This window comes from Streptomyces sp. NPDC050997 (assembly GCF_040660135.1).
Lineage (GTDB): Bacteria > Actinomycetota > Actinomycetes > Streptomycetales > Streptomycetaceae > Streptomyces.
This window is the reverse complement of sequence record NZ_JBFAGK010000014.1, coordinates 105,535-126,396: the sequence shown is the minus strand read 5'-3', so window position 1 is coordinate 126,396 and position 20,862 is coordinate 105,535. Positions and strand designations below refer to the sequence as shown.

General features: G+C 70.5%; 19 protein-coding genes and 1 pseudogene. 11 read left to right on the top strand and 9 right to left on the bottom strand.

Translation table 11 applies throughout. The features are described from left to right. Window positions 1–129: 129 nt before the first annotated feature. Complete coding sequence (locus AB0H86_RS28660) at window positions 130–720, top strand: isochorismatase family protein (RefSeq protein WP_362444759.1); 591 nt, start codon at window positions 130–132, stop codon at window positions 718–720. 111 nt (window positions 721–831) lie between these two features. Here the strand turns inward: AB0H86_RS28660 and AB0H86_RS28655 are convergent, their stop codons facing one another. After that, window positions 832–1,173: a hypothetical protein gene (locus tag AB0H86_RS28655; RefSeq protein ID WP_362444756.1), complete on the bottom strand. Its 342-nt coding sequence runs from the start codon at window positions 1,171–1,173 to the stop codon at window positions 832–834. Window positions 1,174–1,306: 133 nt separating this feature from the next. Then, window positions 1,307–3,649 carry an immune inhibitor A domain-containing protein gene (locus AB0H86_RS28650; RefSeq protein WP_362444753.1) on the bottom strand — a complete coding sequence of 781 codons (2,343 nt, stop codon included), beginning with the start codon at window positions 3,647–3,649 and terminating at the stop codon, window positions 1,307–1,309. Window positions 3,650–4,098: 449 nt separating this feature from the next. Between AB0H86_RS28650 and AB0H86_RS28645 the strand changes: the two genes are divergently transcribed. Next, entirely contained in the window at window positions 4,099–4,413 is a 315-nt protein-coding gene (locus AB0H86_RS28645; protein WP_362444750.1) for a hypothetical protein, read from the top strand. A gap of 16 nt (window positions 4,414–4,429) precedes the next feature. Here the strand turns inward: AB0H86_RS28645 and AB0H86_RS28640 are convergent, their stop codons facing one another. Then, a complete protein-coding gene (locus AB0H86_RS28640; RefSeq protein WP_362444747.1) occupies window positions 4,430–5,113 on the bottom strand; it encodes an RDD family protein in 684 nt (227 codons plus the stop codon). A gap of 88 nt (window positions 5,114–5,201) precedes the next feature. Then, the gene (locus AB0H86_RS28635; protein WP_362444744.1) at window positions 5,202–6,953 is read right to left on the bottom strand and encodes an RDD family protein; all 1,752 of its coding nucleotides are present in this window, start codon (window positions 6,951–6,953) and stop codon (window positions 5,202–5,204) included. A 473-nt stretch (window positions 6,954–7,426) separates the two neighbouring features. On the opposite strand from AB0H86_RS28635, the pseudogene AB0H86_RS28630 reads away from it, so the two are divergent. Further along, window positions 7,427–7,570, top strand: a pseudogene (locus AB0H86_RS28630) (SsgA family sporulation/cell division regulator); the annotation flags it as partial. A gap of 17 nt (window positions 7,571–7,587) precedes the next feature. On the opposite strand, the gene AB0H86_RS28625 reads toward AB0H86_RS28630, so the two are convergent. Further along, a complete protein-coding gene (locus tag AB0H86_RS28625; RefSeq protein ID WP_362444741.1) occupies window positions 7,588–9,003 on the bottom strand; it encodes an FAD-linked oxidase C-terminal domain-containing protein in 1,416 nt (471 codons plus the stop codon). A 92-nt stretch (window positions 9,004–9,095) separates the two neighbouring features. Here AB0H86_RS28625 and AB0H86_RS28620 point away from each other — a divergent pair, with 92 nt between their 5' ends. Then, window positions 9,096–10,589: a tetratricopeptide repeat protein gene (locus tag AB0H86_RS28620; protein WP_362444738.1), complete on the top strand. Its 1,494-nt coding sequence runs from the start codon at window positions 9,096–9,098 to the stop codon at window positions 10,587–10,589. Here AB0H86_RS28620 and hppD read toward each other — a convergent pair whose 3' ends face one another. Beyond that, entirely contained in the window at window positions 10,590–11,735 is a 1,146-nt protein-coding gene (hppD, locus tag AB0H86_RS28615; RefSeq protein WP_362444735.1) for a 4-hydroxyphenylpyruvate dioxygenase, read from the bottom strand. 125 nt (window positions 11,736–11,860) lie between these two features. Here hppD and AB0H86_RS28610 point away from each other — a divergent pair, with 125 nt between their 5' ends. The 7 genes from AB0H86_RS28610 (at window position 11,861) to AB0H86_RS28580 (ending at window position 16,921) form a co-directional block, all read left to right on the top strand. Further along, window positions 11,861–12,340, top strand: a complete 480-nt coding sequence (locus AB0H86_RS28610; RefSeq protein WP_362444732.1) for an Lrp/AsnC family transcriptional regulator — start codon at window positions 11,861–11,863, stop codon at window positions 12,338–12,340. A gap of 21 nt (window positions 12,341–12,361) precedes the next feature. Continuing rightward, entirely contained in the window at window positions 12,362–13,009 is a 648-nt protein-coding gene (locus AB0H86_RS28605) for an ABC transporter permease (RefSeq protein WP_362444730.1), read from the top strand. Continuing rightward, window positions 13,002–14,240 carry an ABC transporter ATP-binding protein gene (locus AB0H86_RS28600; protein WP_362444727.1) on the top strand — a complete coding sequence of 413 codons (1,239 nt, stop codon included), beginning with the start codon at window positions 13,002–13,004 and terminating at the stop codon, window positions 14,238–14,240. The genes AB0H86_RS28605 and AB0H86_RS28600 overlap by 8 nt, the downstream gene beginning before the upstream one ends. A gap of 68 nt (window positions 14,241–14,308) precedes the next feature. Continuing rightward, window positions 14,309–15,091 carry an ABC transporter permease gene (locus AB0H86_RS28595; protein WP_362445071.1) on the top strand — a complete coding sequence of 261 codons (783 nt, stop codon included), beginning with the start codon at window positions 14,309–14,311 and terminating at the stop codon, window positions 15,089–15,091. A gap of 95 nt (window positions 15,092–15,186) precedes the next feature. Beyond that, window positions 15,187–16,074, top strand: a complete 888-nt coding sequence (locus AB0H86_RS28590; protein ID WP_362445068.1) for a glycine betaine ABC transporter substrate-binding protein — start codon at window positions 15,187–15,189, stop codon at window positions 16,072–16,074. A gap of 54 nt (window positions 16,075–16,128) precedes the next feature. Further along, the gene (locus AB0H86_RS28585) at window positions 16,129–16,713 is read left to right on the top strand and encodes a helix-turn-helix domain-containing protein (protein WP_362444724.1); all 585 of its coding nucleotides are present in this window, start codon (window positions 16,129–16,131) and stop codon (window positions 16,711–16,713) included. 13 nt (window positions 16,714–16,726) lie between these two features. Further along, on the top strand, window positions 16,727–16,921 hold the full coding sequence (locus tag AB0H86_RS28580) for a hypothetical protein (protein ID WP_362444721.1): 195 nt from the start codon (window positions 16,727–16,729) through the stop codon (window positions 16,919–16,921). Here the strand turns inward: AB0H86_RS28580 and AB0H86_RS28575 are convergent. The 3 genes from AB0H86_RS28575 to AB0H86_RS28565 form a co-directional block, all read right to left on the bottom strand. Further along, window positions 16,911–17,702: a S16 family serine protease gene (locus AB0H86_RS28575; protein ID WP_362444717.1), complete on the bottom strand. Its 792-nt coding sequence runs from the start codon at window positions 17,700–17,702 to the stop codon at window positions 16,911–16,913. The genes AB0H86_RS28580 and AB0H86_RS28575 overlap by 11 nt on opposite strands. Before the next feature lie 199 nt (window positions 17,703–17,901). Beyond that, the gene (locus AB0H86_RS28570) at window positions 17,902–18,543 is read right to left on the bottom strand and encodes a helix-turn-helix domain-containing protein (RefSeq protein ID WP_362444714.1); all 642 of its coding nucleotides are present in this window, start codon (window positions 18,541–18,543) and stop codon (window positions 17,902–17,904) included. 384 nt (window positions 18,544–18,927) lie between these two features. Next, window positions 18,928–20,718, bottom strand: coding sequence for a DEAD/DEAH box helicase (locus AB0H86_RS28565; protein ID WP_362444711.1), 1,791 nt, complete (start codon window positions 20,716–20,718; stop codon window positions 18,928–18,930). Window positions 20,719–20,862: the final 144 nt, after the last annotated feature.

The window sequence follows — 20,862 nt, the reverse complement described above, 5'->3', positions numbered from 1 at the left end:
GCCCGTCCATGCCGCTCACGCCCTGTGACGCCCCCTCCCGCCCCGCCTCGGAAGTCCGTAGGCTCGGAGGTTCACCGGCCGGGCTCGCACCCCTTCTCTCCCCGACCCCATAGTCGAAGGACACCGACCATGCGCCGCGCCTTGATCGTCGTAGACGTGCAGAACGACTTCTGCGAGGGGGGCAGCCTCGCGGTGGCCGGAGGTGCCGATGTGGCCGCCGCCGTCACCGAGCTGATCGGACAGGCGGCCGGCTCCGGTTACCAGCACGTCGTGGCCACCCGGGACCACCACATCGCGCCCGGCGGCCACTTCGCCGACAACCCGGACTACGTCCACTCCTGGCCCGCGCACTGCGTCGCCGGCACCGAGGGCGTGGGCTTCCACCCCAACTTCGCCCCCGCGGTGGCCTCCGGCGCGATCGACGCCGTCTTCGACAAGGGGGCGTACGCCGCGGCGTACAGCGGGTTCGAGGGCGCCGACGAGAACGGCGTGACGCTCGCCGACTGGCTGCGCGCCCGGGAGGTCGAAGAGGTGGACGTGGTCGGCATCGCGACCGACCACTGCGTCCGGGCCACCGCCCTGGACTCGGCCCGGGAGGGCTTCCGCACACAGGTACTGCTCGACCTCACCGCGGGAGTGGCCGAGGAGACCACCGAGCGGGCCCTGGACGAGATGCGGCAGGCGGGCGTGGAACTCTCCGGGAAGCCCGTGGTCGCCTAGGGCGGGAAGCCCGTGGTCGCCTAGGGCCTGGCCGAGGGCTACCGGTCAGGTCACCCAGAACCCCTTCGGGCGGGGCCTGACCCGGCCTCTACGCCGCGCGGACCCCACCGCTCACACCCGTGCCACCGGTCGCCTCAGCAGCGCCCTGATCGGGTGCCACAGCTCCTGGGCCAGTTCCGGTCCGCCGACACCGTTGTCAGGCGCCGTGCGCCATATCAGGCCGTCCGGGTGGTGCAGGACCGCGGTGATCTCGTCCGGTGTCGGCGGGGCCGCGTTGCCCCGCAGGTAGACCGCGCGCATGCCCAGGTTGCGCAGCCTGGTCAGGGCGCGCGCACGGTTCCGGGCGTGGACGAGAACACGGACCGAGCCCACGCTCTCGGCGGCGGGGCTGGGCAGGTTGAGCGCCACCACCACACTGCCGGTCGGCAGCTTGCAGAAACCTCCTGCGGCCATGCGGTCATACCCCCGTGCGAGTCGGCGTCGAGTTCGGTGTCAATAAGGGAGTCACAGCACGCACCTAAACACGATCGGCGGCAACCCGCCAGGGGGTCACCGCCGATACGTCTTTGACCTGCGAAAATACCGTCTACTTCGCGGACGGTCCGACCTGGAGCGAGATCGTCGAGCCGTCCAGCGGCTCCTTGGCGATCTTGATCCGGGTGTTGGTGTCAGTGATCTTGACGCCCGCGAGCGGGTTCGAGGCGTCGTAGTACGTCGACGTGCCGTCGTCGAAGACCGGGACACCGGCCCGCGACTTGATCTTGGTCGGGACGTCCGCGTTGTGGAGCGTGATCGCGTCCGTCTGCTGCCGGCTGAAGGTCGAGTCGTAGGCCTGGATGCGGTTGCGCATCAGCGTGCCGTCGGACCACTTCAGCGGCGTCGGGTGGGAGTCGATCGGCAGGATCAGGCCCTGACCGGGGTGCTGGCTGGTGTTGTCGTCGCCCTGGGAGGTGTCCCACTTCCAGATCAACAGGCCGTTCTGGTAGGCGTAGTGCTCCACCCAGCTCGGACGGGTCGTCGAGAAGCCGTAGTTGTACGGGCCGACCTTGAGGGTCTTGTCGTACGACACGTACTGGCGGTTCTCGGCGATGTAGTACTGCGGGTAGTCGTCCGTGATGGACGCGCCGACCCGGGAGAAGCCGTTCGTGGTCCAAGCGGCGTCGGCGGACTCGGCGTTGTCGGAGAACAGGGTGGCGCCGTCGGCGGTCACCGCGATCTCGTCGGCCGCGAAGCCCTTCTGGGCCACGCCACCGTCGGTCTGGTAGCGGAAACGCAGGCCGATCTTCTGGCCCGCGTAGGCGTCGAGCGGATAGGTCAGCTTCTGGTAGGCGTCCACCGTGCCGGTGAGGGCGGGCTTGCCGCTGGCGTCACGCGGGACGGCGCTGCCGTCGGCCAGCTTGCCGTCGATCGGCGTCCAGTTGGCGCCGTCGTCGGTGGAGACCTCGGTGTAGACGTAGTCGTAGTCCGTCTCGGTGTCCCACCAGCCGTCGAGGGTCAGGCTCGCGGCGGACTTGCCGGTCAGGTCGACGGTCCGGGAGAGCGAGTTGCGCAGGTCGTTGCCGCTGCCGCTCCACCACTGCTTGCTGCCCTGCGCCGGGGTGACGACCTCGGTGGTGACCGTCTTGTCGGGCAGCTGGACCACGAGAGCCTGCGGGTTCTTGGTGTTGTACTCCGCGAGGCCCAGGGTGTGGTTCGACTTCACGCCCGCCTGGGCGACGTCGTAGTCGAGCCAGCCGAGTTGCAGCTTGTCCCAGGCGTTCATGTCGCCGGGCAGGTCGCCGATGGACTCCTTGCCGGTGCCGAGCCAGGAGCCGGACGACATCAGGGTCCAGAAACCGGTGGAGTTCTCGCCGCCGCCGGAGGTGTCGTACTCGTCGGGCAGGCCGAGGTCGTGGCCGTACTCGTGGGCGAAGACGCCCAGGCCGCCGTTCTCCGGCTGGATGGTGTAGTCGCCGACCCAGAGGCCGGTGTCACCGATCTGGGTGCCGCCGAGCTTGTTGCCCTCGGGGCCGGTGGAGCCGGCGTCGGTGCCGAAGGCGAACCAGCGGTGGGCCCAGATCGCGTCCTCGCCCTGCGCACCGCCGCCCGCGGACTCGTCCTCGCCGGAGTGCACGATCTGGAAGTGGTCGATGTAGCCGTCGGACTCGTTGAAGTCGCCGTCGCCGTCGTAGTCGTTGCGGTCCCACTGGTCGAACGCGGCCAGCTCGGCCTTGATCTCGGCAGGGGTGGCACCGGCGGCCTCGCGCTCGGCGACCCAGGCGGTGACGCCGTCCCGGACCGCGTACCAGGCGCCGGTGGTCGCGTCGTTGGAGCCGTAACGGGCCTCGTTGTAGGGGACCTTGACCCAGTCGGTCACCTCGCCCTCGACCGAGTAGCGGCCCGAGGACTGCTTCTCGTAGTACTTCTTCAGCGACTCGGTGTTCTTGCCGGTGCCGAAGTACAGCTCCTGGAAGTGCTGCTGGTTGTAGTCCGCCTGCCAGGCCGTGCTGTTGTCGTCAGCGCGGTCCGGCTGGGCTATCTCGTTGTGCAGCGGGCCGGGCGTGCCGCCGTAGCGGCTGTCTACCTGGTCGCCGAACTCCACCAGGATGGTGAAGATCTTGTCGGTCTTCTCACGGCCGAGCTCGACGTACTTGTCCTCGCCCTTGAGCTTGACGACCTTCGAGCCGTCCCGGTCCTTGACCTTGGCGGCGCCGGATATGACCTGGTCGAGTGCTTCCTTGCGCTGTGCCTCCCGCGTCTTGGACAGCGGACCGTCGAGGTCGTGTCCCCTGCTCTTGGCCGGCTGCGGGTCGTTCCCGTCCACGGCTGCGGGTGCGGTCGCGGCGGTCGAATCGGCCTGCGCTACCGCGAAGGTCGAGAAGGTGGCGGTGGCCGCGGCCACCGCGACCACGGTCGCCGCCGTTCTGAACTGCCAGGATCTGCTGGTCACTTGAGTTCCTCCCCCGCGTTCGGGCGCGCGGAAGGAGGGGGGGTGCCTTCGCCTGTGGGTCCGCGCGCGCGTGTTCAACGCGTGTAGTCAAGTGACGTCATTGGACTAGAGGTTGGCGAGAAAAGACAGACCTTGACTTGGACAAGTCAATTGCACTATGCGGAGTTGGTGTCCGCTTTACGAACGCGGGTGCGCGCCCTCTGGGGGCGACCGGACTCGGGCCCTCCACGGCGCCAGGGGCTCCTCGAACGGGCGCGCGGATCTGTCCACTTGCTGGACGGCATGAACCCGTGCGCCCCCCATGCTCCGGCCCTGTTGGTCAGGTCACGCTTACCTGTCGTTCCACTCGGGCATGCAGGCGATTAGAGTCGATTGGCGGAACGCCCTGTATTCGGCGGAAAGCCAGGCCGACGACCCCGTGGACCCCCACTTCCGAGGACACGATTGCCATGCCTCGTCCGACTGTCACGCCTCGCCCGACGGCCGCACAGCTCGCCTACGGTTCGTGCACCGTGATCTGCTCGACGTTCGCCATGCTGCTGCTGTCACAGACGAGTTCGGGCGTGGGGATCGCGATCATCGCTGTCGCGGCGCTCGCCCTCGGGCTGCTGGTCGCCATGACGGTACCGATGCCGAAGTCCCGCGTGGTCGCGGTGAACCGGCCCGCCGCGCAGCCCGCCGAAGCGGCACAGACGCCCGTGCCGGCGGCCTCGGTCGCCGCGGTGTTGGCCGAGCGGCCCGTGCACGAGCGCGCCGCTTCCTGACCCGGACTCCGGGTGGTCAGCTGGTCCTGACCACCACCGTCTTGGCCGCCTTGTCGTGCAGGCCCTGCTTGTAGGGCTTGTCGAAGTAGCTCCAGCCGCCCGCGATCGCGGTCCAGACACAGGCGCAGCAGAAGGCGAACGGGATCCACAGCACCGCCGCGCGGATCAGGTTGCTCTGCACGGAGGGCGTGGCCCCGTTGTCCAGGTTGGCCAGCCGCATGTTCAGCCACTTCTTGCCGAAGGTCTGACCCGACCTGCTCATCATGATGGTGTCGTAGGCGATGTAGAGCACGGCGGCCACGAGCGACTGTCCGAGGGACTTGCCGTACTCGATCTTGTCGTTGTCGATGTCGTACTCGTGGACGTCCATGGCCCAGGTGAGCAGCCAGACGACGATCCCGACCATGATCATGTCGATGATCCGGGCGAGCGTGCGCCGGACGCTGTCGGCGAGCGGCGGCATGCCGGCCAGCGGGTCGCCGGGGTACTGACCACCACCGCCGTACGGATCGCCACCACCGCCGTACGGGCCGCCGCCCCCGCCGTACGGGTCACCGCCCCCGGGAGGCGGGGGCCCGCCCCCGGGAGGCGGGGGCCCGCCGCCGTACGGGGAACCCGAACCCTCGGACGGCGGGGGCTGCTTCTTGAACGGGTCGTCTTCCGGTGGCTGACCGGAGCCGGGGGGCGGTTCGGTGCTCATGGCCCGAGTCGACCGCGAACCCTCCGGCTCCGCATCCGGCGAGCGTCCGTCCGGAGTACCGGATCCCGCGTTCTTCCGCCGTGTCCGGTCAGCCCGCGACGAACGTGTGCGCGACCTTGTCGTGCCAGCACTGGCGCCACGGCCGGTCGAACAGACCCCACAGGACACCCAGGACGCCGACGGCGAGCAGACCGGGCACGCTGTAGACGAGCCAGCGGCGCAGGGCGGCACCGAAGGACGGGGCCGCACCGCCCTCGATGTCCCGCACGTCCAGACCGAACAGCTTCTTGCCGAGGGTGCGGCCCCACTTGGCGGTGGGCAGCGCCTCATAGAGGACGCCGAAGACAAGCAGGACGGCGAGGATGATGCCGAGATACGTCGACGTCGTGCCGTCGAGGAGCCAGACCGTGACGGTCTCGCCGGACAGCTTGGCCGCGTCGATCTTCTCGTTGACGTGGTCGAGCGCCTTGGTGCCGAGCGGTACGGCGGCCACGGCGGTGACCGCGGCGAGGACGACGGTGTCCACGAGCCGGGCGGCCAGCCGCTTGCCGAGCCCGGCGGGACGTGCCGACGACTGCCGTCTGGCGGCCGCCTGGAACACGTCGTCGACGGGCGGCTTCCAGGGCACGACGGGCTGCTCGTCGTCGGACGCGCCCGCGAGCCGGTGCACCTGCTGGGCCCAGGAGGGCTGCCCGCCACCGACGCCGGACGCCATGGGGCCGCCCTGTTGAGGCACGCCACCCTGTTGAGGCACGCCGGGCTGCTGGGGCACGCCGGGCTGCTGGGGCACGCTCGGGGCGGCTGCGGGGGTCGCCTGCTGCGGGCCGGAGAGGGCGCCCGCGGCCTGCGGGGCGGCTCCGGCTCCCGCCTGCCCCTGCGTGGTCGCCGCACGCGCGGCGGCGGCCTTTCCGGCCCCGAATCCGGGAGCTCCGGGAGTGCCGGGAGTGCCGGGGGCCGGAGCGGCTCCGGAGGACGCGGCGGCGTCCGGGGACGCGGCCTGGGCGCCGATGCCCGGTTGGGAGAACTGGGCGCCGAACGCTCCCGGGGCCGCACCGGGCGCGGAGGGGGCGCTTCCGGTGCCCGGGGCGCCCGTGCTCCCCTGATGCGCCCCCGCCGCCCCGTTCTGTTGGCCCGCGCGCGGGGAGAGCGCGCGGAAGGTCACGGTGCCCTCGTCGTCGACGGGGCCACCGGGGCCGGGGACACCGGGAGTCGCGGTGCCGGCGCCGCCCGCCGCTCCTCCGGGTCCGGCCGTGGGCCGGCGGAAGACGAACGTGCCGCCGGTGGCGGCTTCGTCCGGCTCGGTGGGCGGGATCGTCGCGGTGCCGTCCGTACGGGCGGAGCGGCCCTCCGGCCGGGACGGACCGTCGGCGGGCTCCGCCGCGCGCGGCACCCGCGGGTCCGCGCCCTGCGGGGCACCTTGCGGTGACCCCCACGACACCCGGCGGTCCTGGTCGCCGCCGAAGCCCGACTGCCGGGACCGGTCGGCGCCCCAGGCGGCCGCGGATTCGGGCCGGTCACCGTGCTGGGCGCCGGCCGCCGAGGAGGCAGCGGCCCCGCCGGACTGACCGGGCGGACCTGACTGACCGGGTGGGCCGACCGGGTCCTCGTCGAAGAAGTGCGGGCCCGTCTCCTCGACCGGGGCGGCCGGGCCCGCCGGATACTGGTCCGAGCCGGCGCCGGACGGCGGGGCGAGCGGTACGCCGTCCGTCGGTGCCGGACGGCTGGTGCCCGGTACCCAGGAGGCACCGTTCCAGTACCGGACATATCCAGGAATGGACGGGTCCGGGTAATACCCTTCGCGGGGCCTGTCATCACCAGGTGCCGGGGTTGGGGCGCTCATGTCCGTCGTCCCGTATCTGCTCGGGGGTCAAATGGGGGCCTCCACATCTATCAGACCGGCGCAACCCCCACCGCCAGTCCCGCCGGACCCACCCCTTTCCGGGCAACGCCGTGCACCGGCTTCACAGATCCGGAAACAAATTCGCCCAACCCGCGTAATGGTCACCCCTCCTCCCGCTCTCCACTCGTACGGGCCCCACCGCGGGCCCCGCGAGGAGCAGGGTAGGGAACGGGGCTTCGCCTTTCTGGCGAAAGCCCGTCAATGCGGTCGGGTAAGCTGGCCGCCGTGCGTTGCGAGAACCAAGCGCGTACGCCGTGCTGATCGAGAGCCAAGACAGCACATGCACCTCCAAGCTTTGCGGCATAAACCGGGCTGGTTTCAACCCGGCTGGTGTTGATCGTGGAAGACCTGTTGGGTCGCTGACCCGCAGGCAGCGTGAGCCAGGAATCCCCCTGCTTCAGCCGGGGGAGGATTCAACTGATGGTGACGTCCTCCTGGAGGCCCCGGCCGCCCAGGTATGCGCCTGGCTGGAGCGGACGCTGCGGGCGGTGCCCCCGGGGACCGAGGGCGAGCAGCTGGGGATCGACGACGCGCTCGACCAGTTGCTCGCCCAATGACCGTGCCGGGGCGAGGATCAGAACAGCTTGCCCGGGTTGAGGATGCCCAGCGGATCGAAGACCTGCTTGATCTGCCGTTGCATCTCCACCCCGACCGGGCCGATCTCGCGGGCCAGCCACTCCTTCTTCAGGACGCCCACGCCGTGCTCGCCGGTGATCGTGCCGCCGAGTTCCAGGCCGAGGGCCATGATCTCGTCGAAGGACTCGCGGGCGCGCCGGGACTCCTCCGGGTCCTGGGCGTCGAAGCAGACCGTGGGGTGGGTGTTGCCGTCGCCGGCGTGCGCGACGATCCCGATGGTCAGCTGGTACTTCTCGGCGATCCGCTCGGTCCCCTCGAGCATCTCGCCGAGCCTCGACCGGGGCACGCACACGTCGTCGATCATCGTGGTGCCCTTGACCGCTTCGAGTGCGGTCAGCGACAACCGCCGTGCCTGGAGGAGCAGTTCGGACTCGGCGAGGTCGTCGGCCGGGACGACCTGGGTGGCGCCGGCCGCCTCGCACAGTGCGCCGAGTGCGGCCAGGTCTGCGGCCGGGTCCGGGGTGTCGAAGGCGGCCAGGAGGAGGGCCTCGGTGCTCTCCGGCAGTCCCATGTGCGCGAGGTCGTTGACGGCCTTCACCGTCGTACGGTCCATCAGTTCGAGGAGGGACGGCACATGGCCGCCCGCCATGATCCGGCACACGGCCTCGCAGGCGGCGGCCCCGGACGCGAACTCGGCCGCCAGCACCAGCTGCTCGGGCGGCTGCGGCCGCAGCGCCAGGGTGGCCCGTACGACGATGCCGAGCGAGCCCTCGGAGCCGACGAAGAGGCGGGTGAGGTCGTACCCGGCGACGCCCTTGGCGGTACGGCGGCCGGTCGACATGAACCGCCCGTCGGCCAGCACCACGTCGAGCCCTAGGACGTACTCCGCGGTCACCCCGTACTTCACGCAGCACAGGCCGCCCGACGCGGTGCCGATGTTGCCGCCGATCGTGCACGTCTCCCAGCTGGAGGGATCGGGCGGGTAGTAGAGGCCGTGTTCGCCCACCGCGCGGGAGAGCGTGGCGTTGATGACACCCGGTTCGACGACGGCGATGCGGTCGACGGGGTTGATCTCCAGGATCCGGTCCATCTTCGTCAGGGACAGCACGACGCAGCCGTCGGAGGCGTTGGCCCCGCCCGACAGGCCCGTGCGGGCGCCCTGCGGGACGACCGGGACGCGTAGTTCGGTGGCGGTGCGCATGACGTGCTGGACCTGTTCGACCGTGCGCGGCAGGACGACCACGGCGGGGGCGCCGGCCGGGCAGAAGCTGGCCATGTCGTTGGCGTAGGAGGCCGTGACGTCCGGGTCCGTGAGGACGGCGTCGGCGGGCAGGCCGTCCAGCAGACGGTCGAAGAGGTTGCCGGTCGCTGCCGCTTCCTCATCGCGAGGCGCTTCGATACGGCTCATGATCACAGCTTGGCACCCGGGGCCATCGGTGTGAACCCCATGTGGGGCAGCCGCCGTATGCCGGGGGGCGGTCGTCGTGTTGACGCACAGTGAGCGCCATGGAGAACCAGGAGGCGGCTCCTTCGCCGGTACGCGGGCCGTTGGGCAGGCGGGTGCGGGACAGGCTGGTGCGGGACAGGCGGGTCCTGATCGCCTCCGTCGCCGGGTGTGTCGTACTCGGTGGGGTGCTGACGCTGCTGCCCTGGGGGCGGACCGCGACGGCGCCCGCACCGGCACCGGGGGCGCAGGCGCACGCGGCGGTGGCCGCCGGGGTGCCGGCCGCGCTGCCCGACCTGGCGGTGCTGATCGGCGAGCGCGAGCGGCGGCTGCGCGCACATCCCGAGGACGCGCGGTCGTGGACGGTGCTCGGGACGGCCTATGTGGAGCGGGGACGGCGGACCGCCGACCCGGCGTACTACCCGAGGGCCGAGACGGCACTGCGCAGGTCGCTGAAGCTGCGCCGGAAGCGCGACGCCGAGACGCTCGGGGGGCTGGCGGCCCTGGCGAACGCGCGCCGGGACTTCCGGGCGGCGCGGGCCTGGGCGGAGGCCGCCCGGCAGGCCCGACCCGGACGCTGGACGACGTATCCGCTGCTGATCGACGCCGACACGGGGCTCGGCGACCACGAGGCGGCCCAGGATGCCCTGGACCGGCTGATGAAGCTGCGGTCCGGGCCGGCCGTGCTGGCCCGGGCGGCGGGCGTCTATCGGGACCGGGGCCGACGGGAGGACGCGGCGGCCGCGTTGTCCGACGCGGCCGCGGGAGCGCGGGCGCCGGCCGAGCGGGCGGGGTATCTGGAGCGGGCCGGGCAGCTGGCCTGGGAGCGCGGCGAACCGGAGGACGCGCTGCGGTACTTCCGGGAGGCGGTCCGTCTCGACCCGGACCAGCGGGCCGCACAGGCCGGGCAGGGGCGGGTGCTGGCGGCGCTGGGCCGGACGAAGGAGGCGCTGAGCGCCTACCGGGTGGCGCTGGACGGGCAGCCGTGCCCGCAGTACGCGCTGGAACTGGGCGAGTTGTACGAGTCGCTGGGGCTCGGGCGGCAGGCCCTGGCGCAGTACGAGCTGCTGCGGGCGCGGGTGCGGGACGCCGCCGCGGGCGGGGCCGACGAGGAGTTGGTGCTCGGGTGGTTCGAGGCGGACCACGGGGACGCGCGGGCGGCGGTGGGGCGGCTGCGGGCCGAGTGGGCGCGGCAGCCGGGGACCGCGGTCGCCGACGCGCTGGGGTGGGCGCTGTACCGGGCCGGGGAGTACCAGGAGGCGTTGCGCTTCGCGGCCCTGGCGACGGACAAGGAGAAGGGGGGTGGCGTACGGAGTGCGCCGTACGTCTTTCACCGGGGCATGATCGAGCGGGAGCTGGAGCGGTACGGGCCGGCCCGCAGGCACCTTCAGGAGGCGCTGCGGATCAACCCGTACTTCTCGCCGGTCCACGCGGGGGCGGCTCGGGCGGCGCTGGCCGAGCTGGGTGAGCCGTCCCTGACGGACGTGCCGGTGATGGACGTGCCGGTGACGGACGCGCCGGTGACGGACGCGCCGGTGACGGACGCGAGGGAGTGACTACAGATTGCCCCTCTTGTCCTGCTCCCGTTCGATCGCCTCGAACAGCGCCTTGAAGTTGCCCTTGCCGAAGCCCATCGAGCCATGGCGTTCGATGATCTCGAAGAACACCGTCGGCCGGTCCTGGACCGGCTTGGTGAAGATCTGCAGCAGGTAGCCGTCCTCGTCGCGGTCGGCGAGGATCTTCAGCTCGCGCAGGGTCTCGACCGGGACGCGGGTGTCGCCGACCCACTCGCCGAGGGTGTCGTAGTACGAGTCCGGGGTTTCGAGGAACCGCACCCCGGCCGCCCGCATGGTCCGTACCGTCTCGACGATGTCGCCGGTGTTGAGCGCGATGTGCTGGACGCCGGCGCCGCCGTAGAACTCCAGGTACTCGTCGATCTGGGACTTCTTCTTGGCGATGGCGGGCTCGTTGATCGGGAACTTGACCTTGAGCGTGCCGTCCGCGACGACCTTCGACATCAGCGCGCTGTACTCGGTGGCGATGTCGTCGCCCACGAACTCCTTCATGTTCGTGAAGCCCATGACCTTGTTGTAGAAGCCGACCCACTCGTTCATCCGGCCGAGCTCGACGTTGCCGACGCAGTGGTCGACGGCCTGGAAGGTGCGGTGGGCGGGCGGCTCGACGAGGGGCGCGGCCGCCTCGTATCCGGGGAGGTAGGGGCCGTCGTATCCGGTGCGCTCGACCAGGGTGTGGCGGGTCTCGCCGTAGGTGGCGATCGCGGCGAGGACGACGGTGCCGTGTTCGTCCTTGACGTCGTACGGCTCGGCGAGCGAGCGGGCGCCGTGCTCGACGGCGTAGGCGTACGCGGCGCGCGCGTCCGGCACCTCGATGGCGAGGTCGACCACGCCGTCGCCGTGCTCGGCCACGTGCTGGGCGAGGAAGTGGCCCCAGGGGGTGGCGGCCTTGACGACGGAGGTGAACACGAAGCGGGCGGAGCCGTTCTCCAGCACGTAGGAGGCGGTCTCGCGGCTGCCGTTCTCCGGTCCGGAGTAGGCGACCAGCTGCATGCCGAAGGCGGTGGAGTAGTAGTGCGCCGCCTGCTTGGCGTTGCCCACGGCGAAGACGACCGCGTCCATTCCCTTGACCGGGAAGGGGTCGGCCTGCCGGGCGGTGTCGGGAGTGTGCTGTGTGGTCTGCGTCATAACGGTAGCGTCGTCCGTGGCGGCAAGGTGCGCAACGGTTCGCGTTTTCGCTGGGCAATATGACCAGTGATACGTCCGCTTCGGCGGGCTTTCTGTGCAGGGTGACCAGTACCCGGAGGGCTGTTGTGGGGATCGATCAGCTGGACGGCCGGATCATCGTGCTGCTGGCGCGCGAGCCGCGGATCGGGGTGCTGGAGATGTCCCGGCGGCTGGGGGTGGCCCGGGGGACGGCGCAAGCGCGGCTCGACCGGCTTCAGTCGAACGGAGTCATCCGCGGGTTCGGTCCCGAGGTGGATCCGGCGGCGCTCGGCTATCCGGTCACCGCGTTCGCGACGCTGCAGATCCGGCAGGGGCAAGGGGCGGATGTCCGGGCGCACTTGGCGACCGTTCCGGAGATGCTGGAGCTGCACACCACCACCGGGAGCGGGGACATGCTGTGCCGGCTGGTGGCCCGCTCGAACGCCGATCTCCAGCGGGTCATCGACCGGGTTGTCGGTTTTGATGGCATTGTCCGGGCCTCCACCGCCATCGTCATGGAGAACCCCGTTCCGCTGCGGGTCATCCCACTGGTGGAGCAGGCGGCGGAGGACCAGGAGAGAACCTGACGCCGACCTGGGGTGAGCGGAGTGAACTTCTGGGAGTACCTCGGCACCAGTTACCGACAGCTGCTGACGGACGCCTACCAGCATGCGAGCGCCGTCTTCCAGTGCATGGTCGTGGCGACGCTGATCGGGGTATTCATCGGTGTGGTCACCTACCGCAGCGAGTGGGCCGGCAACCTCGCGACCACGGCCACCTCGACCATCCTGACCGTTCCGTCGCTCGCCATGATCGGTCTGCTCATCCCCGTCGTGGGCCTGGGTGTGCCGCCCACGGTGATCGCGTTGACGCTGTACGGGCTGCTGCCGATCGTGCGTAACGCGATCGTCGGACTGCGCGGGGTCGACCCCTCGCTGGTGGACGCGGCGAAGGGCATCGGGATGTCCCGGCCGATGCGGCTGGCGCGGGTCGAGCTGCCGCTGGCCTGGCCGCCAATCCTGACCGGGATCCGGGTCTCGACCCAGATGCTGATGGGCATCGCGGCGATCGCGGCCTACGCCTCCGGGCCCGGCCTCGGCAATGTGATCTTCCAGGGTCTCGCCTCCCTGGGCAGCAAGAACGCACTCAACCAGGTCCTCGCGGGCACCCTCGGGATCATCGTCCTGGCGCTGCTGTTCGACGCCGCGTATGTCCTGCTCGGACGGCTGACCATTCCGAGGGGGATCCGTGCCTGAGACAGCGGCCTCCGGTGCCTCCATCGAACTGGAGAACCTCTCCAAGCGGTATCCGGGCAGTCCCGCCCCCGCCGTCGACAACGTCACCATGGAGATCAACGCGGGCGAGATCGTCATCCTCGTCGGCCCGTCCGGATGCGGTAAGTCGACAACGCTCAAGATGATCAACAGGTTGATCGAGCCGTCGGGTGGTCGCATCCGGATCAACGGCGAGGACGTGACCGACATGGATCCGGTCAGGTTGCGCCGCAAGATCGGCTATGCGATCCAGGCCTCCGGTCTGTTCCCGCACATGACGGTCGCCCAGAACATCTCGCTGGTCCCGAGGATGGTCGGCTGGCCGAAAGGGCGGATCAGGGAACGGGTCGAGGAGATGCTCGACCTCGTCGGGCTGGATCCCGGCGAGTTCCACGGCCGCTATCCGCGTCAGCTGTCCGGCGGTCAGCAGCAGCGGGTGGGCGTGGCCCGGGCGCTGGCCGCCGATCCCCCGGTCCTGCTGATGGACGAGCCGTTCGGCGCCGTGGACCCGATCACCCGGGACCACCTCCAGGACGAGCTGATCCGGCTCCAGCACGAGCTGCACAAGACGATCGTCTTCGTCACACACGACTTCGACGAGGCGATCAAGTTGGGCGACCGGATCGCCGTACTGCGCGAACACTCGCACATCGTCCAGTTCGACACCCCGGAGGCGATCCTCACCAACCCGGCCGACGACTTCGTGTCCGGTTTCGTGGGCGCGGGGGCCGCGTTGAAGCGCCTCAACCTGACCCGCGTACGGGACGTGGAGATCACCGACTATCCGACGGTGGCCGTGGACGAACCGCTCCAGGAGATCTTCAGCAAGCTCCGCTCCAGCGGCACCAACGAGATCCTGCTGCTCGACAAGCACGGCCGGCCGTACAAGTGGCTCAGGCGCGGCGACCTCATGCGCGCCAAGGGGGCGCTGGCCCGCGCCGGAACGCTGGTGAGCGACACGGTGCCCCGGGACGCGACGGTGCGGGACGCGCTGGAGGCGGTGCTCACCGACAGCGCGGGGCGGGTCGCGATCACCGGGCGGCGCGGCGAGTACACGGGCGTGGTCGACGTGGAGACGCTGATGAACTCCGTGCACGAGCTCCTGGAGGCCGACCGGCTGGACGCGATGGCGCACCGGCACGACCTGGCGGAGCTGCGGGCCACCCAGACCCACGCCGAGCAGGAAGGCCCCGGAGGGGAGAGGAAGGCGTGAGGATCCCTGACGGCGTGACCGCTCCCGAGCCGGCGGAAGAGGACCTGGGAGAGGGGCCGGGAGAGGGGCTGGGAGAGGCGGAAGCCCCGCCGCCACCGCCCGGTCCGCTGAAGCCGCGCGTCACCTGGCAGAAGCTGACGATCCTGCCCGCGGTGCTGGTGGCGGTACTGCTGGCGACCTGGCTGTGGTTCGAGCAGGCACAGCTCGACGCGATCTCCGAGAACGCGCTGTCGAACGGCCAGGTGTCGAAGGCGCTGTGGCGGAGCGTCGAACTGACGGTGATCTCGACGTTCTTCGTGCTGATCATCGCGATCCCGCTGGGCGTCCTGCTGACCCGGCGGTCGTTCCGGAAGGCGACCCCGCTGGCGATGACGGTCGCCAACATGGGCCAGGCGACCCCGGCGATCGGTCTGCTGGCGCTGCTGGTGATCTGGCTCGGCACCGGGATGAAGTCGGCCCTGATCGGCATCACCATCTACGCCGTCCTCCCGGTCCTGTCGAACACGATCGCCGGTCTGAAGGCGAACGACCCGACGCTGCTGGAGGCGGCGCGCGGCATCGGCATGTCCCCGTGGGGTGTGCTGAGACGGGTGGAACTTCCCCTGGCCGTCCCGCTGATCCTCGCCGGCGTGCGCACAGCGCTGGTCCTCAACGTGGGTACGTCGACGTTGGCGACCTTCGGCGGAGGCGGCGGCCTGGGCGTCCTGATCACGACCGGCATCACCACCCAGCGGATGCCGGTGCTGGTGCTGGGCTCGGTCCTCACCGTCGCTCTGGCGCTCCTGGTCGACTGGCTGGCCTCACTGGCCGAACTGCTGCTGCGGCCGCGGGGGTTGGAGGTGGGCACATGAGACGAGTCCGCTTCTTGGTCGGCTTCTTGGTCGGCTTCCTGGTCGGCGGGGTGCTGCTGCTGACCTCCGGCTGTGGTCTGACCAGCGGCTCCCCCATGGTCGACGACGTCGAGCCGGGCACGATCGGGCGGGGCAGGCCGCTGGAGGGCGCCGAACTCACCGTCGTGTCCAAGCAGTTCACCGAGCAGCTGATCCTCGGCGCGATCATGGGCATCGCCTTCGAGGCGGCCGGCGCCCAGGTGCTCGACCGCACCGGCATCCAGGGTTCCATCGGCACCAGGGCGGCCGTCGAGAACGGCGACGGGGACGCCACGTACGAGTACACGGGCACCGCCTGGATCACCTACCTGGGCAACAGCAGGCCGATTCCCGATCCGCGGCGGCAGTGGCGGGCGGTGCGTGACGCGGACGCCGGAAAGGGGCTGACGTGGCTGCCGCCGGCGCCGATGAACAACACCTACGCGCTGGCGATGAACCAGGCCAACTACAAGAAGTACCGCACGACGACGATGTCGGACGTCGCGAAGTTGTCGAAGTCCGATCCCGGTGCGGTGACGCTGTGCGTGGAGGGCGAGTTCGCCAACCGTGCGGACGGGTTGCCGGGCCTGGAGAAGGCGTACGGGATGGACCTCCCGGCCAGGAACATCACCCAGATGGACACCGGAATCATCTACACCCAGACCGCGAAGGGCGCCTGCACCTACGGCGAGGTGTTCACCACGGACGGGCGGATCAGGTCGATGCACCTGGTCGTGATGGAGGACGACCGGAAGTTCTTCCCGAACTACAACGCGGCGCCCATGATCCGCACGGCCACGCTCGAGAAGTGGCCGGCCATCGCGAGGGTCCTCGACCCCATCACCAAGAAGCTGACCAACTCCGTGGCGCAGGAGCTGAACGCGAAGGTGGACGTCGAGGGGGAGGATCCGCATCAGGTGGCGTTGGAGTGGCTGGAGGGGGAGGGGTTCGTCAAGAAGGGGTGAGGAGTTACAAAGACTCCGTTGCAAAGAATTCTTTGCAACGTTACCTTTGTACGCATGAACGAGCCCCAGGACCCTCAGGTCCGCAGCCTCGACGCCCGCTCCCTCCGGGGACTCGCACACCCTCTGCGGATGCAGCTCCTCGACGCCCTGCGCTTCGGCGGTCCGGCCACCGCGTCCCAACTCGCAGAGAAACTGGGCGAGTCGAGCGGGTCCACCAGCTACCACCTGCGACAGCTCGCCGCCCACGGCTTCGTCGAGGACGCCCCTGAGCGAGGCAAGGGCCGGGAGCGGTGGTGGAAGGCGGTCCACCAGGGCCTGCGGTTCGACGAAACACTGCTCTCGGACGCCGATCCGGCCGTACGCGGGGCGGCCGACATGTACCTGCACCAGGTCGCGACCACCCAGACCCAGGACCTGTCGACCTGGCTGGGCAACCGGGCCTCCTGGCCCGAGGAGTGGAACCGCGTCTGGGACATGAGCAGTGCGACGCTACGGCTGACGCCCGAGCTCACCCACGAACTCATCGAGCAGATGCACGCGTTGATCGATACCTTCCGCGACCGGGCAGCCACCGAGGACGACGCCGACGCGGCCCAGGTACGTCTGCACACGCACGCCTTCCCGATCACCACGGACTGAGAGGCACCGCCCGATGCATCCCGAGACCCATCTCGCCCTGCACCACGCCCGCACCGCCGAACTCCGCGCCCAGGCCGAGGCCCACCACCTCGCCACCCACGCCAAGCCGCCGCACGGCCTCCGCACCCGCCTCGGCTGGACCCTCGTAGAGTTAGGCCTGCGCCTCGCGACCCCGAAGCCGGTCCTCGCCCCCAGCCCTAGCAGCTAGGGACAGCACCCTTCCCGCTCTCCAGCGCCGTCAGCGAGTTCACCGCGTTCTTCAGCGTGGTCACCGGAATCAGCCGCAGCCCCTTCGGCAGCTCGCCCTTCGCGTCGGAGCACTCCGCCTTGGGCACCAGGAACACCGTCGCCCCGTCCCTGCGCGCGGCCTGGGTCTTCAGGGCCACTCCCCCGACCGCGCCGACCTGACCGTCGGCGTCGATCGTCCCCGTACCGGCGATGGTGCGGCCGCCCGTGAGGTCGGCGCCGCTGCCGTCGCCGTTCAGCTTGTCGATGATGCCGAGGGTGAAGAGGAGACCGGCGCTGGGGCCACCGACGTCGGCGAGCTTCAGGGTGACCTTGACGTCCTTGTCGTCGAGCTTCAGGTAGTTCAGCGCGGCCTCGGTCGCCGCGCCCTGGGACTGCTCCATCTCCTTGGTGTTGTGCTGCTCGATCTCCTTGACGCTCTGGCCGCTCGGGTAGACCGCGTCGCGCGGCATGACCGCCTGGTCGGTGCGGAACCAGCTGTCGATCACTTCGCCGAGCGAGACGCGGGTGTCCGGATTGGTCGCCTCGATCGTGGTCATGCGCAGCTGCCCGCGGGTGTCCCGGGTGGGCGCGCCGGAGATGGTGATCACCGGGGTGCCCTTGTTCTCGCCGAGCACGTTCGCCGTAAGGCCGGGCTGCGTGAGCGAGAACGGCAACGGCGCGAAGACCGCCGTGGCGATCAGGGCCACGATGGGCAGGGCGCAGACGGCGACGGCCCGGGGGCGCGTGAGACGAGAGAGCACGGGATCAATCTAACGCGGGGGTCACTTCCGGCCAGGCGCAGGTCGGCGGGCGCGGAATTCCACGCGCGACTGCGGACGGTCACGCGGTGAGGTGGGGCGACTGGGGGCGCCGTACCGCCGACGAGGGGGCGGCACCGGGGCCGGCCGGATGCGCCCCGCCCCGCTCACCGAACCGGTCCGACCCGACCCGATGCGAACCTCAGCGCAATGCCTCCGCGACCTCCCGAGCCGCATCCACCACCCGCGGCCCCACCCGCTCCGGCACCGCGTCCGCCAGCATCACGACCCCGACGCTGCCCTCGACGCCCGTGACGCCGATCAGCGGTGCCGCCGCCCCGCACGCCCCCGCCTCCAACTCCCCGTGCGTCAGCGTGTACCCGGGGTCCTGCGACACCTGTTGCCGGGCGGCGAGTATCGCCCGCCCCGCGGCTCCCCGGTCCAGGGGATGCCGGAACCCGGCCCGATAGGCCACGTGGTAGTCCGTCCATGAGGGTTCGACGACGGCCACGGCCAGGGCGTCCGCCCCGTCCACCAACGTCAGATGGGCCGTCGCCCCGATGTCCTCGGCCAGTGATCGCAACGCCGGCAACGCGGCCTCCCGTACCAGCGGATGCACCTGGCGACCCAGCCTCAGCACGCCGAGGCCCACGCGTGCCCGTCCGCCCAGGTCACGCCGTACGAGGGCGTGCTGCTCCAGCGTGGCGAGCAACCGGTACACGACGGTCCGGTTCACCCCCAGTTTGTGGGAAAGCTCGGTGACGGTCAGCCCGTGATCCGTGTCGGCGAGCAGCTTGAGGACGCGCAGTCCCCGGTCGAGCGTCTGAGAGGTCTCCGCGGTCACGACGCCCACTCCTTAAGTGGTGAGGTCGGCAGCCCCCGTCGCGGCGGATGCGTCGCCGAGTCCCGTCGGCGACGCGCTGGAGAGGCCGCCGATCGGCCGGCGGCCCGGCCTGTCCGGACCGCGTCGTTTCACGGCTCCGCTCCGCGGCGGCTCTGCCACGGGGCGTGTGCGTAGCGGGACAGTAGCGAAGGCGGTTCGCTGAGCGGAAGTCTCCGTCCAGAATCCGGGCAGCGATCGATACGGACCACTCCGGTTTGGCCGGATTTGCCGGTAGAGACGCGCCCGTAAGGGGCGCGGGGAACTGCGCGACAAGCCCCCACCGGCCCGCACCCGAAACACGACAGGCGCCCCCTGACCGAACCGGCCCCGGCACAGCGCCATGCGTTACCGCATACGCGTAGCCCACTCCTGCACCTTGGCGATCCGCTGCCGCAGCTGTCCGGCCGTGGCCTCGGCGCTCGGCGGGCCGCCGCACACCCGCCGCAGCTCGGTGTGGATGACGCCATGGGGCTTGCCGCTCTGATGGGTGTACGCGCTGACCATCGTGTTGAGCTGCTTACGCAGCTCCATCATCTCCTTGTGGGAGACCACCGGCCGCCGCTCGGCGGGCAGTTCGAGCAGGTCGGCCTCGTCGTCCGGCTTCTTGCGGCTGTGCGCGATCTGCCGGGCCTGCCGCTTCTGGAGGAGGAGCTGCACCTGGTCGGGCTCCAGCAGTCCCGGGATCCCGAGGTAGTCCTGCTCCTCCTCGCTCCCCGGGTGGGCCTGCATGCCGAACTCGGCGCCGTCGTAGAGGACCCGGTCGAAGACGGCCTCGGACTCCAGCGCCTCGAAGGAGAACTGCTCCTGCTCGCCGGTGTCCTCGTCCTGCTCCTTGTTCGCCTCGTCCATCTCCTTCTCGGACTCGGCGTACGGGTCCTCCTCGCCCTCCTTCTTCGGCTTGTCGAGGGCGTGGTCCCGTTCCACCTCCATCTCGTTGGCGAAGGTGAGGAGGTCGGGGACGGTCGGGAGGAAGACGGAGGCGGTCTCGCCGCGCCGCCGGGACCGTACGAAACGTCCGACGGCCTGGGCGAAGAAGAGGGGCGTGGAGATGGTGGTGGCGTACACACCGACGGCGAGCCGCGGCACGTCGACGCCCTCGGACACCATCCGCACCGCGACCATCCACCGGTCGTCGCTGCCGCTGAAGTCGTCGATCCTGCTGGACGCCCCGGCGTCGTCGGACAGCACGAGGGTCGCCTTGCTGCCCGTGATCTCACGGATGAGCTTGGCGTAGGCCCGGGCGGAGTCCTGGTCCGAGGCGATGACCAGGGCACCGGCGTCCGGGATGCCCTTCCTGACCTCGGTCAGCCGCTGGTCGGCGGCGCGCAGCACGCTGGGCATCCACTCGCCGCGCGGGTCGAGGGCTGTGCGCCAGGCCTGGCTCACGGCGTCCTTGGTCATCGGCTCGCCGAGTCGGGCGGCGATCTCGTCACCGGCCTTGGTCCGCCACCGCATGTTGCCGCTGTAGGAAAGGAAGATCACCGGCCGGACGACCCCGTCGGACAGTGCCGACCCGTACCCGTACGTGTAATCGGCCGAGGACCGCCGGATCCCGTCGTTCCCCTCCTCGTATGTCACGAAGGGAATGGGATTGGTGTCGGACCGGAAGGGCGTACCGGTGAGCGCGAGCCGCCGCGTCGCCGGCTCGAAGGCCTCCAGACACGCCTCGCCCCATGACTTGCTGTCACCGGCGTGGTGGATCTCGTCGAGGATGACGAGCGTCTTGCGCTGCTCGACCCGGTTGCGGTGCAGCATCGGCCGTACGCCCACGCCCGCGTACGTCACCGCGACGCCGTGGTAGTCCTTGCCGATCGGCCCCGCGCTGTACTCCGGGTCCAGCTTGATCCCTATCCGGGCGGCCGCCTCGGCCCACTGCTTCTTCAGGTGCTCGGTCGGCGCGACCACGGTGACCTGCTGCACGACATGGTGATGCAGCAGCCAGGACGCCAGCGTCAGCGCGAAGGTCGTCTTGCCGGCGCCGGGCGTGGCGACCGCGAGGAAGTCACGTGGCTGCTCCTGGAGGTAGTTCTCCATCGCCCCTTCCTGCCAGGCACGCAGCTTGCTGGCGGTGCCCCAGGGTGCGCGGCCGGGGAAGGCGGGCGAAAGGTGATGGGAGGAGGCGGCGGTGGTAGTCACGGTCTCCGTCGGTGGGTCGAATGTGAGGCGCCGCGCCGAAGCGCGTCGAGCAGGGCGACGGTTGGCGACGGTCGGACGTCTCAGCGAACTGGTGGAACTGCTCGGCTACGTATGACAACCGGGCCACCCTACCGGCGCCCCCAC